The following is a 14,770-nucleotide window of genomic DNA, read 5'->3' as shown; positions in this document are numbered from 1 at the left end:
TTACTCGGACTCAGGCGTGTGCAGCCACTGGTCAAGTTTCTGTGAGAGCGTGTCGACCCCATCACGTTTGAGCGATGAGAACAGCTGAACCGAGACCAAGTCTTCCCACTCTTTCAACTGTGAGCGAACCTTTTGCAAGGCGGCGCTCGCCGGGCCTTTTTTAAGCTTGTCGGATTTGGTCAGCAGGATATGCACTGGCATATTGCGCTTGTCGGCATAGCTGAGCATCATCTGGTCAAATTCGGTCAAGGGGTGGCGAACGTCCATCAACAGCACCAGGCCACGCAGGCTGAAACGGCCGCGCAGGTAGTCAGAGAGGTGCTGCTGCCATTCAAGCTTGACGGCCTCGGGCACCTTAGCGTAGCCGTAGCCAGGTAGGTCAACCAGGCGGCGTGAGTCATCGTTCATGACGCTGAAAAAGTTGATCAACTGGGTACGACCAGGCGTGCGCGAGGTGCGCGCCAGCGCTTTTTGCTGGGTTAACGCGTTGATCGCACTTGATTTGCCCGCGTTTGAGCGGCCGGCAAATGCCACTTCAGCACCCGTGTCATCCGGGCAGGTAGCCAAGGTAGGGGCACTGATAATAAAGCTGGCGGTTGGGTAGTTCAGCCGAGCGACGGGGCTATCTTGAGGGGTGGACATGGAAAAAATCCTGAAATCGAACCAATAAACAGTCTGCGTTAACCACGCGTATAATGACATGGCAAGCCGCACTGCGACGAATTACCCCGTCAGTCAGGTCAAACGTTGCGTAAAAAGCGGGAATACCTGTGACCTGGAGCGCTAGTGTACCACCGCGCCCAAGCCAACAGCGACTAATCAGCACGCTGTTCGGGTGGCTTATCTACCCGTAAGTAAAAAGAAGCTCGCCTGGATGAGGTAGGAGTTCTTTATCATTCAAGAGATTAGTGAGTCGTCATGAAAGTACTGCTGGCAGGTTTAACGATTATCGTAAGTGTTACCGGCATTGCGCATGCACAGCCCCAAGAGCTGCAAGAAGCGGACGCGGCGGTGGGCCAACAGAAAGCCCAGACCTGCGCGGCCTGTCATGGCCAGGCCGGTATCAGCCCAGCCGACGTTTTTCCCCATCTGGCGGGCCAACAGGTGTCCTATCTTGCCAAGCAGATCATGGATATTCGCGATGAAGAGCGCATTGTGCCGCAGATGATGGGCATGGTGAGCGACTTTTCCGACCAGGACGCCTGGGACGTAGCCGCCTATTACGCAGAGCAGGAGGCCAATCTGGGCCAGGTCAGTGACGATGCTGCGGAGCAGCTCGTGCGGGGCGAAACGCTTTACCGGGCGGGCGACAGGGCACTTGGCATACCTGCATGCAGTGCTTGCCACACACCCACCGGGGCAGGCATTGGCAGCGCCGTGTATCCAGCACTCGCGGGTCAGCACCCGGCCTATACCCAGGCAGCCCTGCGTGCGTTTGCCTCAGGTGAGCGAGTTAACGACCCCAGCGGCAGCATGAACGATATTGCCGCCAAGCTGAACGATGATGACCGTCAGGCCGTGGCTAACTACCTCTTTGGGCTGTATTAATAAGCTGAGTATTAATAGGCTGAGTCGGTAATTCCCTTTTCTATTGGCGAGGGAACCTGATAGCGTTATTAGCAGTCTCAGCTTCCGCTTACCCTTTGGAGAATTGTCGCTATGTTCAAAACGTTAATGGTTGCGATGGCCGGTTTAGGTCTTTCGGCGGCTGTCAGTGCGCAGGAATTGGTTGAAGGCCAGGACTATACGCTGCTGGATCCGCCGGTGGCGACTCAGGTAGATGATGATCAGATTGAAGTGACCGAAGTGTTCTGGTTTGGCTGCCCGCACTGCTACCGTCTGCAAACCCCGGTCAGCGAATGGTATGAAACGCTGGAAGATGATGTAAGCGTTGTGCATATGCCCGCAACCATGGGCGGTAACTGGAATATTCACGCGAATGCCTTTTATGCCGCACAATCACTGGGTATTGAAGAAGATCTGCACGCCGATTTCTTTGACGCGATCCATCAGGACGGCCGCAAGCTGACGGATTCCGACGAGATTGCCGAATTTTTTGCCAATTACGGGGTAAGTGAAGAGGACGCTAAAAAGGCGCTGACTTCCTTCAACGTGCGTAGCGACGTCAACAAGGCTAATAGCCGTATGCGTGAGATGCGCCTGATGGGCGTGCCTGCACTGATCGTAGACGGCCGTTATGTCATCACGCCCAGCACTGCAGGCAGTCTTGAAAACATGCCTCAAGTAGCCGAAGCGCTGATTGAACGTGTACGTGAGGAACGTGCTCAGGAAGGGTAAGTAACCAAGGAATCAGGTGATAAGCAGATGGTCGATACGACAGCGATGAACCAGGGATCCGGGGCATTGCCTCTGCGCGAACGGGGGCACCTTCGCCTGCTCACATTCAATTTGCAGGTAGGGATACAAACGTCTGCTTATCATCACTACGTTACTCGTAGCTGGCAGCACTTTCTGCCCAACCCGCAACGCGTCAAGCGCCTGGATATCATGGGTGACGTGCTGGGTCAGTTTGACGTGGTGGGCCTGCAGGAAGCTGACGGCGGAAGCTTTCGCACCGGGCGTATCAACCAAGTCGAATACCTGGCGGCCAAGGCCGGTTTTCCGCACTACTTCAAGCAGCTAAACCGCAACCTTGGGCGTGTTGCCCAGCACAGTAATGGGCTGCTTTCGCGTCTGGTGCCCACCAAGATCGAAGAGCACCGCCTGCCCGGTACGCTGCCGGGGCGTGGCGCTATCCATGTGCGGTTTGGCAACGGGCCGGATGCTCTGCATATCTTTGTGGCGCACCTTGCGCTTAGTCACCGGGGGCGGGTGCGCCAGCTCAACTACCTGAGCGATATTATCGAGCCGCTGCGTCATGTGGTGGTGATGGGGGATCTTAACTGCACCCCGGACCAGTTGCATGCCCACGAGCGTTTCAGCACTTCGCTGCCGTTGCATCCGGTCAAGCCGCTGCTCAGTTATCCCTCCTGGCAGCCGCGCCGCGCGCTTGATCATATTCTGTTGTCGCAGACCCTGGAAGCCGCTGAGGTTCGGGTAATGGATCATCTGTTTTCCGATCATCTGCCGATTGCAGTGGATTTGCCGCTTCCGGCGGCCTGCCTGTTAGCTATTGAAAACGCAACGCCTCCTAATTCCTGAGTCGCTTATAGGCAATAAAACGTCGCACAAGCGAGCTTAGGGGATGACGTTCGGCCCAGAATCAGCGATGATTCTGGGCCGTTTTCTTTCTCCAGGACATTTAACATGCTCGCCAATGCCCATGAGCCGCGCTTGCTACGCTGGCTCGACTGCGTGACTGAGGGAGTGGGCCGGGCCATTGCCTGGCTGGTGATCATCATGATGGTCGTTCAGTTTGCCATCGTCGTGCTGCGCTATATCTTCGGTATCAACAGCATCGTGATGCAGGAATCCGTGATGTACATGCACGCCGCCGTGTTCATGCTGGGGGCCGGCTGGACGCTGCGCCATGATGGCCACGTGCGGGTAGATATCTTTTACCGCAAGATGTCAGATAAAGGCCGCGCCTGGATCGACCTGCTGGGTACGCTGTTTCTGCTGGTTCCGGTGGCCTCCTTCATTGCCATCTCAAGCTTTCGCTATGTAATGACCAGCTGGGCCATCATGGAGCGCTCGGGCGATGGCGGCATCCCGGCGGTATTTCTGCTCAAGTCTCTGATACTGGCGATGGTCGCCCTGCTGCTGATCCAGGCGGTGGCCCAACTGATCCGTCAGGTGCTGATTATCCGCGGCAAGCTATCCGGTTCCGCCCCTGTACATGAGGAGATGGTCTAGTGCTGGCGACTCTATTGGAAGGCATGCCGCTGGTACTGTTTGCCACGGTATGCGGTGTCTTGATGTTGGGCTATCCGGTGGCGCTTTCGCTGGCCGGTACGGCGCTGGCCTTTGCCGGGCTAGGGTTTCTTCTGCAGTCGATGGGCGTTCCGGTGCCGTTTGAGGCGCGCTGGATGAGCTCCATGCCCAACCGGATCTACGGAATCATGACCAACAATACCCTGCTGGCCGTGCCCCTGTTTGTGCTGATGGGCGTTCTGCTTGAGAAGTCACGGGTAGCGGAAACCCTGCTGGACGCCATGACCATGGCATTTGGCGCGTTGCGCGGCGGCCTGGGCATTGCAGTGGTGCTGGTGGGCATGCTGCTGGCGGCCTCGACCGGGATTGTCGGGGCGACGGTGGTGACCATGGGTCTGCTTTCGCTGCCCACTATGCTTAAGCGCGGCTACTCGCCGTCGCTGGCGACCGGTACCATTTGTGCCACGGGTACGCTTGGCCAGATTATTCCGCCCTCCATCGCCTTGGTGCTGTTGGGTGACGTACTTAACAATGCCTATCAGCAGGCTCAGCTCTCCATGGGCTCCTGGAGCCCTAAGACGCTCTCCGTGGGCGATCTGTTTATCGGCGCGCTGGTGCCCGGACTGTTGCTGGTAGTGGCCTATATCATCTATCTGCTCATGGTAGCGTGGCTGAAACCCAGTGCGGCTCCAGCGGCGGACCGTGAAGCGCTGATGCAGGAGCTGGGCCACACCGGCAGCGTCTGGCCGCTGCTGTTGAAGGGGCTTTTACCGCCCGTGCTATTGATTGTGGCCGTGCTGGGCTCGATTTTGGGCGGTTTTGCCACGCCCACGGAAGCCTCAGCGGTGGGCGCATTCGGGGCGCTACTGCTGGCTGCGGCCAACCGGCGGTTAAGTTTTACCATGCTGCGCGATGTGGTGCGCTCTACCGCCCAGGTGACCAGCATGGTGTTCTTGATCCTGATCGGCGCGGCGCTGTTTTCGCTGGTATTCCGAGCGTTTGGCGGTGAAGAGCTGGTTACCCATATGTTTGAGGCGATGCCGGGTGGGGTTGTCGGCGCCACGCTGGTGGTCATGCTGGTGATCTTCCTGCTCGGCTTCATTCTCGACTTTATCGAGATCACCTTCGTGGTGGTGCCGATCGTCGGCCCGGTGCTGCTCGCCATGGGACTTGATCCCATCTGGCTCGGCATCATGATCGCCGTCAACCTGCAGACGTCGTTTTTGACGCCTCCGTTCGGATTTGCGCTCTTTTATCTGCGCGGTGTTACCCCGCAAAGCGTGCCCACCTCGGCGATCTACCGTGGAGTCATTCCGTTTATCCTCATGCAGCTGGCGATGCTTCTGGCGCTGGCGCTGTTCCCGGGTCTCGCCACCTGGCTGCCGTCGGTCATCTAGGAGGCGTCATGACATCAAGCGTCAATGTACTGACAATTGCCGGCTCCGACCCCTCCGGCGGGGCCGGCATTCAAGCCGATTTAAAGACGTTTTCAGCGCTGGGGGCCTATGGCACCAGCGTGATCACCGCGTTGACTGCCCAGAACACTCAAGGGGTGCGCGGCGTTTATCCGATTCCCGCGGACTTCATTCGTGCACAGCTTGAAACCCTGCTGGATGACGTTGAGCTGGATGCCGTCAAGATCGGCATGGTCGCCAGCCGTGAAGTGGCTGAGGTGATCGCCGAGGTGCTGGGCAAACGCCGTCCGCGCTGGATCGTGCTCGACCCGGTGATGGTCGCCAAGAGCGGCGACGTTCTGGTCGATGACGCCGGGATTCGTGCAGTGCGCGATATTCTGGTGCCGCTTGCCGACGTGATCACGCCCAACCTGCCGGAAGCGGCTGTTCTGCTCGATGCCTCGCCGCCTTCAAGCCTGGACGCTATGGAGGCCATGCTGCCGGGGCTGACCCGGCTAGGCGCGCCCTATGTGGTACTTAAGGGCGGCCATCTGCGCGGTGAGACCTGTCCCGATCTGCTGGCCACACCGAGCGGGCATGAGTGGCTGCCCGCCTCACGCATCCAGACCGAAAACCTGCACGGCACCGGCTGCGCGCTATCGTCGGCGATTACCGCATGCCTGGCAAAGCTACCAACAGATGCTCCAGCAAATGCGCCCACAGCGGCGATCGGCGAGGCCAAGAAGTGGCTGCATGCGGCGCTAGAAGCCAGTGCTCGCCTGAGTGTGGGCAAAGGACGCGGGCCTGTGCATCATTTTCATGCGTGGTGGTAAGCGGTTCAAAAACGCCAGGGCTGGGGGTCAGAGAGCAACTGAAATGATTAGCTAGAATGAGTGGCTAGCTTGCGGGATAGGGCTTCGCCCACCATGCTGAGGGATGTCTGTGTGACTACCCAAAGGCCTGGCTTGTTCTAGGAGCGTTATGCCATGACCCCCACATTTGTGTTTGCCACCGACCTTTCTGCCGACAACCGCGCTGGCTTCGCTCGGGCGCTGCGCCTTGCCTATGCTCAGCATGCCCAGCTGGATATCCTGCATGTGCTTGATCCTTACCTACCGCGTCGCCTGCTCCGTGAACTGGAGCAGGCGATCAATGAGGACATCGCCACGACATTGACGGATATTCGCGAAGATTACGCCCTGGAAGCACCCAAAACGGTCATTCAAACTGTGATGGGCGAACCGCATGTAGAGATTGTACGTAAGGCCCACGAGCAGAAGGCCGAGTTGATTGTGCTGGGCATGCATCGCAAGCGGGGGCAGAAAGAGCTGCTGGCAGGCACCACCTTTATGCGCATTCTGCGCAGTGCGCCGTGTCCGGTGGTCATTGCGCAGCGTGTGCCTACCCAGCCATGGCAGCATATCCTGATTCCCGTCGATTCTTTTCTAACCGTCCGCCAAACACTAAACGAGGCGTTACGCCGCTTCCCGGAAGTCAGGCTCACGCTGCTCCACGCCTGGACGATACCCGGCGAGGTTGAGCTTGGCTCCGAGGTTTATTACGCCCGCTGGCGCGAGCAGGAGGTAGCCCGCTTGCAGGCGCTGTTAAGTAGTGAAGTTGAACGTATTGTGCAGGACAAGGACGGGGCGCCGGATATCGAACTGGTGCTTGAGCCCGGCACGTCCAGCGAGGTGGTTCAGAACTATATAAAGCAGCATACGCCCGATGTAGTGATGATAGGCAGCCGCGGCCAACCCTACCATTCAAGCCAGCTGACTCAGACGCTGCTTAGTGAGCCTCACTGTGATTTGATACTCTGCCGCGCCTGGTAACGGCCAAGGCGGGTACACTGGGCGCTTTACCTTTTACCAATACAGGAGAGGCGCCGTGAAAGTGCTGATACAGCGGGTCAGAAAGGCAAGCGTGACGGTTGAGGGGCAGACGATTGGCGCCATCGATCAGGGGCTTCTGGCACTGGTCGGTGTCGAGAAAGGCGACAGTGACGCCGCCGTTGAGAAAATGCTCCACAAGCTTCTGCATTACCGCATATTTAGCGACGCCGAGGGCAAGATGAACCTCAACCTTCAACAGATAGACGGCGGTCTGTTGCTGGTTTCCCAGTTCACCCTGGCCGCCGAGACCCATAAGGGTTTGCGGCCAGGCTTTTCCAGCGCCGCTCCGCCTGCCGAAGGCGAGCGTCTGTTCAACGGTCTGGTGACCCGCGCCCAATCAGCCTGGCCGAAGGTGGCGATCGGCCAGTTTGGTGCCGATATGCAGGTAGCGCTGGTCAATGACGGCCCGGTCACGTTCTTACTGGAAAGCTAGCGTTAAATCTCGGCGCTTTCACTGGCCAGCAGCTCCGCCTCCATGGCTTCCAATGACTCTTCAGCCGCTAGCCACAGCTGCTCGGCGCGGTCTAAACCGGCCTTGATATCAGCCTGTTTAGCGAGTACCTCAGTCAGTTGGGCTTTGCGGCTGTTATCGGTGTATAGCTCGGGGTCGGCCAGAATCGCCTCTACTTCTTCCAGCGCTGCCTGCGCCTTTTCCATGGCTTTCTCAGCCTGGTCGCGCTCCTTTTTCAGCGGGCGCAGCTTTTCACGCAGTTCGGCGGCCGCCTTGCGCGAGGCTTTGCGCGCCTCGCGGCTGTCGCCATTGGGCTGCTGGTTCTGGCGTTCGGCTTTTTCACTGCGCGAATCGCGGCGGCTCTCTTCAAGCCGCGCTTTTAACCACGCGCGGTAATCCTCAAGGTCGCCATCAAACGGCTCAACCCGATTGTCCGCTACACACCAGAACTCATCGACCGTGGCACGCAGCAGGTGGCGGTCGTGGGATACCAGAATCACCGTGCCTTCAAAACCGGCCAGTGCTTCGGTAAGCGCTTCGCGCATTTCCAGATCCAGGTGGTTGGTAGGCTCATCCAGCAGCAGTAAGTTGGGCTTTTGCCAGGCAACTAGCGCCAGTGCCAGGCGCGCTTTTTCTCCACCTGAGAAGGTGGCCACTTCGCCAAAGGCGTCATCGCCTTTAAAGCCAAAGCCGCCCAGGAAGTTGCGAATCTCCTGGTCGCTGGCTCTCGGTGAAAGGCGCTGAACATGCACAAACGGAGTCGAGGTGACGTCCAGTCCTTCCAGCTGGTGCTGAGCAAAGTAACCAATCGCCAGGTGCTCGCCGGGAATGCGCTTGCCGTTTAATAGTTCAAGCTCGCCGGTCAGGGATTTGATCAGCGTCGATTTACCCGCCCCGTTCGGCCCTAGTAGGCCAATGCGGCTGCCTGGAAGCAGGGTGATATTGACCTTGTCGAGCTGAACGGTGTCACGCTCTTTACCCCGGTAGCCAAGCTGGGCCTGATCGAGTACCAGCAGCGGGTGCGAAGTTTTATCGGCGGCCGGTAGCGTGAAGTGAAAGGGCGAATCGACGTGGGCGACGGCAATGTCTTCCATGCGCTCCAGCATTTTTACCCGGCTTTGCGCCTGTTTCGCTTTGGTTGCCTGCGCTTTGAAACGGGTAATAAATCGCTCGATCTCTTCCCGGCGGGCCTGCTGCTTCGCCGCTTCCGCCTGCTGCAGGGCTAGCTTCTCGGCCCGGGTGCGTTCAAAGCGGGAGTAGTTACCCCGGTAAAGCTCTAGCGTTTGGTGGTGCATGTGCACGATGTGGTCGCACACGGCATCCAGAAAATCCCGATCGTGAGAAATAAGCAGCAGCATGCCCGGGTAGCGGGTCAGCCACTGCTCAAGCCATAGCAGCGCGTCCAAGTCCAAGTGGTTGGTCGGCTCATCAAGCAGCAGTAAATCCGAGGGCATGAACAGCGTGCGCGCCAGGTTAACGCGCATTCGCCAGCCGCCGGAGAAGTCTGATAGCGGGCGCGTTAGATCAGCCTGCATAAAGCCAAGCCCCACCAGGAGCTGCGCGGCGCGGGATTCAGCACGATAGCCATCCAGGGTTTCGATCAGCCCATGAAGCTCGGCTTCACGATGGGCCTCGCCTGCCTGTTGGGCTGCCAGCAGCGCGGCTTCAGTCTGGCGCAGGGCATGGTCACCGTCGAGAACATATTCAATAATCGGACGGTCGAGGGCCTCGACTTCCTGCGCCATATGCGCAATGCGCTGGCCGCCGCTCATTTCAACGTCGCCTTGGTCAGGGCCCAGCTCATTCAACAACAGCTTGAATAAACTCGATTTACCAGCGCCATTTGCCCCGATAATGCCTGCCTTAATGCCATCATGTAGCGTTAGGTCAGCGTTATCGAGTAGCGTTTGCTTGCCGCGTTGCAGGGCGACTTGGCGCAGTGCGATCATGCTCTCTCCCGAAAAAGTGGGTAAACCAATGCTTGATTCTAACCGATTGCGCCGCCTGGAGCAGATGCCGTTATGGGATTTTGCTTTAGCGTTTTACTCAGCCCCCAACGTTGAAGACGCCTGCCTGACACTGCAGGACACGCTGGGTATCGATGTCTGCGAGCTGCTGTTTCATGGCTGGCTGTCTGTACACGGGCTTGAAGCACTGCCCGGCCCTCTTGACAAACAGCGCAAAGAACGTGAGGTATGGCAGCGCGAGGTTACCCAGGCACTGCGCCATTTGCGGCGTCGCCTGAAACCCGAGGCGCAGGAAAGTGCCTCGATTGCCACGCTGCGTAAAATGATTCAGCAGGCTGAGTTACAGGCCGAGCGTGAAAATCTTCAACGCTGGCAAATCTGGGCAACTGAAAATCCTGACGATGATGCGCGCTTAACAAATTGTGCGCTAAATTCGCACGATGTTGCAAAATGGCTGCAAGATAGGCTGCATTTTACTGAACTTGACAAAGATTGTCTCTGTGCGTCAGGCGCGCGCGACAGCATCTCAAACGCCTGGCAGGCCCTGGCAACCCGGCTTGACCGCTTCGAATCACCGCGCTAGCCTGAAATTAAGCTGCTTTTGAATAATACTCGTTATACGTCCGCTGACCCGCAGCAATGGATAACGTTTTTGCGTGTCAGCGGATGTAAAAAGCGAATGTAAAAAAACAAGAGCAGATTCTTGCGCACTCGTATAGCGCGCTTACCACTGCAAGGGGAACATCGCATGAAGGCAAGCAAGTTAGTAACGACGGCGAGCATCGGCGCACTGCTGTTAGGCATGACCGCGGCTGCCCAGGCGGACAACTGGCGTTACGCGCACGAAGAGTACGAAGGCGATGTACAGGATGTTTTCGCTTACGCATTCAAAGAGTATATCGAGGAAAACTCTGATCATACGGTTCAAGTTTATCGCTTCGGTGAGCTGGGTGAGTCTGATGACATCATGGAGCAGACCCAGAACGGTATCCTCCAGTTTGTGAACCAGTCACCGGGCTTTACCGGCGCGCTGATTCCAGAAGCGCAGATCTTCTTTATTCCCTACCTGCTGCCTACCGATGAAGAAACCGTGCTGACGTTCTTCGACGAGAGCAAGGCGATCAACGAGATGTTCCCTGAGCTTTACGCCGAGCAGGGGCTTGAGCTTCTGAAGATGTATCCTGAAGGTGAAATGGTGATCACCACCAATGAGCCGGTCAGTTCACCTGAGGATATGCGCAACAAGAAAATCCGCACCATGACCAACCCGCTGCTTTCCGAAACCTACGATGCATTTGGCGCAACACCTACGCCGCTGCCGTGGGGGGAAGTGTACGGGGGCCTGCAAACCGGCATTCTGGATGGTCAGGAAAACCCGATTTTCTGGATCGAATCAGGCGGCTTGTACGAAGTATCTCCGCACCTGACGTTTACCGGTCACGGCTGGTTTACCACTGCCATGATGGCGAATCAGGACTTCTTTGATGACCTGTCTGAAGAAGACCAGACGCTGGTCCGGGAAGCCTCTAACGCGGCTTACGACCACACCATTGAGCATATCAAGGGCCTGGCCGACGAAGCGCTGGAAAAAATTCAGGCAGCATCCGATGAAGTAACCGTCACGCGTCTGGACGAAGAGCAGATTCAAGCCTTCCGCGATCTTGCCCCTCAGGTTGAAGAGGCTTTCCTGGGAATGACCGGTGAGCGTGGGGCCGAATTGCTTGAACAGTTCAAGGCCGATCTTGAATCCGTTAGCAACGAGTAACCGCTGAGCGACCGCTTGAACAGAGGTGGTGTTCACCCAAGGGGCAGTCAAGGCTGCCCCTTTTCTATTGCTGTTAACGTAGGTGAAAAACGTCTGAAGGGTGGACAAAGCGTTGGAGATTATTTACCCAGCGCTAAGGCGTAAATGCCGGACACCCGTTACGCTAAGAGTACATCAAGGCGTTATAGCCATCCTGTCGTGTGTGTAAGCCCTCATTGATATCCCGCGTGCTATTGGCGTTTGTGCGCCATAGTCATGCCGAAAAACAGGAGTTCGGCCATGACCGATGAAGAGTCCGAAAAGAGTTACCACTCAGGTTTACCTGGCGTGTTGGGCATGATCGACACTGCAATTAGCAAAATCGAGTCAGTGATACTGGCGCTAGGGGTTTTGCTAATGGCGCTGAATACGGTCACCAACGTTATCGCCCGCTTTGTATTTGGCAACAGCATCATGTTTTCCGGCGAGCTAAACCGGATTTTAATCATCATGATTACGTTTGCCGGTATCGGCTATGCGGCGCGCCACGGTCGCCATATCCGTATGTCGGCCATTTATGATGCGCTGCCAGTCGGCGGGCGACGGGTACTGATGATCAGCATTTCGCTGTTTACCTCGCTGATCATGTTCTTTCTACTCTACTACTCGATCGTTTATATCCAGGACCTTTACGGTAAGGGGCGGGTACTGCCCTCCTTGAGCCTGCCGGTATGGATGATTTACCTATGGGTGCCGATGGGTTTTTTAATCACGGGTATTCAATACCTGCTGACCGCCATCAAAAACTTCACGTCTCATGATGTGTATCTCTCAACCGGGGTGGTGGACGGTTATAAAGATACGGAAACCGAAGTCTGATGCAGGCATTGCACTCTAGGGGAACGTTATGACAACGGTAATGGTCGTCACCATGATTGCCCTGCTGCTGATGGGCTTTCCAATGATGGTTCCGCTGATTGCTGCAGCAATCATCGGCTTTTACATGATGTTTAACGGCTTCGGCCAGATGGATACGCTGATCCAACAGATGATGGCAGGCATTCGCCCGGCATCGCTGATCGCCGTGCCCATGTTTATTCTCGCCGCCGATATCATGACCCGGGGTCAGTCAGCCAACCGGCTGATCGATATGGTGATGGCGTTTATTGGCCATATCAAGGGCGGGCTTGCGGTCAGCACGGCGGCGTCGTGCACGCTGTTTGGTGCCGTTTCGGGCTCTACCCAGGCAACCGTGGTGGCGGTCGGCTCGCCGCTGCGCCCGAAAATGCTCAAAGCCGGGTACTCAGACTCGTTTACTCTGGCACTGATCATCAACGCAAGCGACATTGCATTCTTGATTCCGCCGAGTATCGGCATGATCATCTATGGGGTTGTGTCAGGCACATCGATTGGTGAGCTGTTTATCGCCGGTATTGGTCCGGGTCTTCTGATCTTGGTTATGTTTTCGGCGTACTGTATCGTTTACGCGATAGTTAAGGACGTACCGACCGAGGCGCGTGCCAGCTGGAAAGAGCGCGGCGTTGCCGTTCAAAAAGCGCTTTGGCCATTGGGTTTCCCTGTAATTATTGTAGGCGGTATCTACGGCGGCATTTTCAGCCCGACCGAAGCCGCCGCTGCTTGCGTACTTTATGCCGTACTGCTGGAGTTTGTGGTGTTCCGCTCGCTCAAGATGAGCGATATCTATGCCATCGCGAAGTCCACCGGTCTGATTACCGCAGTGGTATTTATCCTGGTGGCGGTAGGTAACAGCTTCTCCTGGATCATCTCTTTTGCCCAGATCCCCCAGGCGATTCTAGAAACTGTAGGGGTCAACGATGCCGGACCAACCGGCGTTTTGATCGCGATCTGCATCTCCTTCTTTATTGCCTGCATGTTCGTTGATCCTATCGTAGTCATTTTGGTGCTTACTCCAATCTTTGCGCCGGCGATTGCGGCCACGGGGCTGGATCCTGTGCTGGTAGGGATTCTGATTACTCTGCAGGTCGCCATAGGGTCGGCAACGCCTCCCTTTGGCTGCGATATCTTTACCGCCATCGCTATCTTCAAGCGTCCTTACTGGGAAGTGATCAAGGGCACGCCGCCGTTTATCTTCATGCTCATTCTGGCAGCGGCGCTGTTAATCATGTTCCCGCAGATCGCGCTGTTCCTGCGTGATGTGGCCTTCCGCTAACCCGTCCTAAGGAGAACGCATGTTTAATCGCATTCTAGTTCCGGTGGATGGTTCCAAGGGGGCTATCAAGGCGCTTGATAAGGCGGTCGGGTTGCATCTTCTGACGGGCGCCGAGCTGTATTTTCTGTGCGTGTTCAAACATCACAGCCTGCTTGAGGCCTCACTTTCCATGGTGCGTCCAAGCCAGCTGGATATTCCAGACGATGCGCTGAAAGAGTACGCCACCGAAATTGCCGTACACGCAAAATCCCACGCCATAGAGAAGGGTGCTGACAGTACCTGCGTACGCGCCTTTGTAAAGGGCGGGCGCCCTTCAAGAACTATCGTGCGCTTTGCCTGGAAGCGGGAGTGCGATTTGATCGTGATTGGTGCTCAGGGCACCGACGGCGAAAAGGGTATGCTGTTGGGCAGCGTTGCTCAGCGGGTAGCCGGGGCAGCGCACTGCCCGACGCTTGTGGTGTAGGCAGTATTCGGCTATTGATCTAAACCTCTGCGCCGAACTGAGGTCGTAGCAACACCTGCCGCCTTGGATGGATGCACCACAAGGCGGCGGGTGTTAGTCTTTGGAGCATCTAACATATGGCGTATTTCGCCGTCGGATAAGGTTATTTTTTTATGAAAACACTGCTCTCTTCAACGGCTCTGATCAGTCTGCTGCTTGTAGCCCCTTTTGTGGCGGCTGCGCCGGATACCGATGAACAGCGTCTGGCCTACAGCCTGGGCGTGACGCTGGGCGAAAGCATGAAGGCCGATATCGGGGATCTGGACCTGGATGCGTTTAATGACGGTATGCGCGATGTGTTCGAGGAGAATGAATTAGCGCTTAGCGAAGAGCAGATGGTCGAATCGATCATGGCCTTCCAGGCGAGTGCTCAGCAGGCACGTGAAGAAGAGGCTGCCGAAATTGCCCAGATGAATCAGGAAGAAGGCGAAGACTTCCTGGCTGAAAACGCCGAGCGCGAAGGTATCGAAGTGACCGAATCAGGCCTGCAGTATGAAGTGCTTGAGTCCGGCGACGGCGCAACGCCTGGTGCTGAAGATACCGTTGAGGTGAACTACGAAGGCATGCTGCTCGACGGCACCGTATTTGATAGCTCGTTTGAGCGCGGCGAGCCGGTAAGCTTTCAGGTCAATCAGGTGATTGAAGGCTGGCAGGAAGCCCTGCAACTGATGAGCGTCGGCGACAGCTGGATGCTGTATATCCCAGCTGAGCTTGCCTACGGTGAACACGGTCAAGGCCCGATTGGCCCCAACGAAATGCTCACTTTCCGCGTTGAATTGCTGGGCGTCGAATAAT

16 protein-coding genes are annotated in these 14,770 nt (G+C 56.8%); 14 read left to right on the top strand and 2 right to left on the bottom strand.

The genetic code is table 11. The annotated features are described in order from the left end of the window. Entirely contained in the window at positions 1-642 is a 642-nt protein-coding gene (yihA, locus tag ELY25_RS16650) for a ribosome biogenesis GTP-binding protein YihA/YsxC (RefSeq protein WP_126952378.1), read from the bottom strand. Between the two features lie 276 nt (positions 643-918). Here yihA and ELY25_RS16645 point away from each other — a divergent pair, with 276 nt between their 5' ends. The 8 genes from ELY25_RS16645 to dtd all read left to right on the top strand — a co-directional run bounded on the left by ELY25_RS16645 (position 919) and on the right by dtd (position 7,553). Beyond that, complete coding sequence (locus ELY25_RS16645; RefSeq protein ID WP_126952377.1) at positions 919-1,548, top strand: c-type cytochrome; 630 nt, start codon at positions 919-921, stop codon at positions 1,546-1,548. Positions 1,549-1,659: 111 nt separating this feature from the next. Beyond that, positions 1,660-2,298 carry a thiol:disulfide interchange protein DsbA/DsbL gene (locus ELY25_RS16640; protein ID WP_126952376.1) on the top strand — a complete coding sequence of 213 codons (639 nt, stop codon included), beginning with the start codon at positions 1,660-1,662 and terminating at the stop codon, positions 2,296-2,298. A 27-nt stretch (positions 2,299-2,325) separates the two neighbouring features. Next, positions 2,326-3,162 (top strand): endonuclease/exonuclease/phosphatase family protein, encoded by an 837-nt coding sequence (locus tag ELY25_RS16635; protein WP_126952375.1) that lies wholly within the window; start codon positions 2,326-2,328, stop codon positions 3,160-3,162. Positions 3,163-3,267: 105 nt separating this feature from the next. Then, a complete protein-coding gene (locus tag ELY25_RS16630; RefSeq protein WP_126952374.1) occupies positions 3,268-3,816 on the top strand; it encodes a TRAP transporter small permease subunit in 549 nt (182 codons plus the stop codon). Next, positions 3,816-5,231 carry a TRAP transporter large permease gene (locus ELY25_RS16625; RefSeq protein WP_126952373.1) on the top strand — a complete coding sequence of 472 codons (1,416 nt, stop codon included), beginning with the start codon at positions 3,816-3,818 and terminating at the stop codon, positions 5,229-5,231. Before ELY25_RS16630 ends, ELY25_RS16625 begins: the two co-directional genes overlap by 1 nt. Positions 5,232-5,239: 8 nt before the next feature. Further along, positions 5,240-6,061, top strand: a complete 822-nt coding sequence (gene thiD / locus ELY25_RS16620; protein ID WP_126952372.1) for a bifunctional hydroxymethylpyrimidine kinase/phosphomethylpyrimidine kinase — start codon at positions 5,240-5,242, stop codon at positions 6,059-6,061. A gap of 153 nt (positions 6,062-6,214) precedes the next feature. Further along, positions 6,215-7,060 (top strand): universal stress protein, encoded by an 846-nt coding sequence (locus tag ELY25_RS16615; RefSeq protein WP_126952371.1) that lies wholly within the window; start codon positions 6,215-6,217, stop codon positions 7,058-7,060. 55 nt (positions 7,061-7,115) lie between these two features. Continuing rightward, complete coding sequence (gene dtd, locus ELY25_RS16610) at positions 7,116-7,553, top strand: D-aminoacyl-tRNA deacylase (protein WP_126952370.1); 438 nt, start codon at positions 7,116-7,118, stop codon at positions 7,551-7,553. 2 nt (positions 7,554-7,555) lie between these two features. On the opposite strand, the gene ELY25_RS16605 is transcribed toward dtd, so the two are convergent. Then, a complete protein-coding gene (locus ELY25_RS16605; RefSeq protein WP_126952369.1) occupies positions 7,556-9,520 on the bottom strand; it encodes an ATP-binding cassette domain-containing protein in 1,965 nt (654 codons plus the stop codon). Between the two features lie 28 nt (positions 9,521-9,548). On the opposite strand from ELY25_RS16605, the gene ELY25_RS16600 reads away from it, so the two are divergent. The 6 genes from ELY25_RS16600 to ELY25_RS16575 all read left to right on the top strand — a co-directional run bounded on the left by ELY25_RS16600 (position 9,549) and on the right by ELY25_RS16575 (position 14,769). Beyond that, a complete protein-coding gene (locus ELY25_RS16600; RefSeq protein ID WP_126952368.1) occupies positions 9,549-10,121 on the top strand; it encodes a TIGR02444 family protein in 573 nt (190 codons plus the stop codon). A 165-nt stretch (positions 10,122-10,286) separates the two neighbouring features. After that, positions 10,287-11,303 carry a TRAP transporter substrate-binding protein gene (locus ELY25_RS16595; protein ID WP_126952367.1) on the top strand — a complete coding sequence of 339 codons (1,017 nt, stop codon included), beginning with the start codon at positions 10,287-10,289 and terminating at the stop codon, positions 11,301-11,303. 279 nt (positions 11,304-11,582) lie between these two features. Continuing rightward, complete coding sequence (locus tag ELY25_RS16590) at positions 11,583-12,161, top strand: TRAP transporter small permease (protein ID WP_126952366.1); 579 nt, start codon at positions 11,583-11,585, stop codon at positions 12,159-12,161. Between the two features lie 28 nt (positions 12,162-12,189). Beyond that, entirely contained in the window at positions 12,190-13,473 is a 1,284-nt protein-coding gene (locus ELY25_RS16585; RefSeq protein WP_126952365.1) for a TRAP transporter large permease, read from the top strand. Positions 13,474-13,492: 19 nt separating this feature from the next. Further along, on the top strand, positions 13,493-13,936 hold the full coding sequence (locus ELY25_RS16580; RefSeq protein ID WP_126952364.1) for a universal stress protein: 444 nt from the start codon (positions 13,493-13,495) through the stop codon (positions 13,934-13,936). Positions 13,937-14,088: 152 nt separating this feature from the next. Then, positions 14,089-14,769, top strand: coding sequence for a BamJ family beta-barrel-assembly machinery protein (locus tag ELY25_RS16575; RefSeq protein ID WP_126952363.1), 681 nt, complete (start codon positions 14,089-14,091; stop codon positions 14,767-14,769). The last annotated feature ends 1 nt before the right edge of the window (position 14,770 follow it).

This window comes from Vreelandella populi (genome assembly GCF_003989825.1).
Lineage (GTDB): Bacteria > Pseudomonadota > Gammaproteobacteria > Pseudomonadales > Halomonadaceae > Vreelandella > Vreelandella populi.
This window is presented reverse-complemented; position numbering and strand designations above follow the sequence as displayed.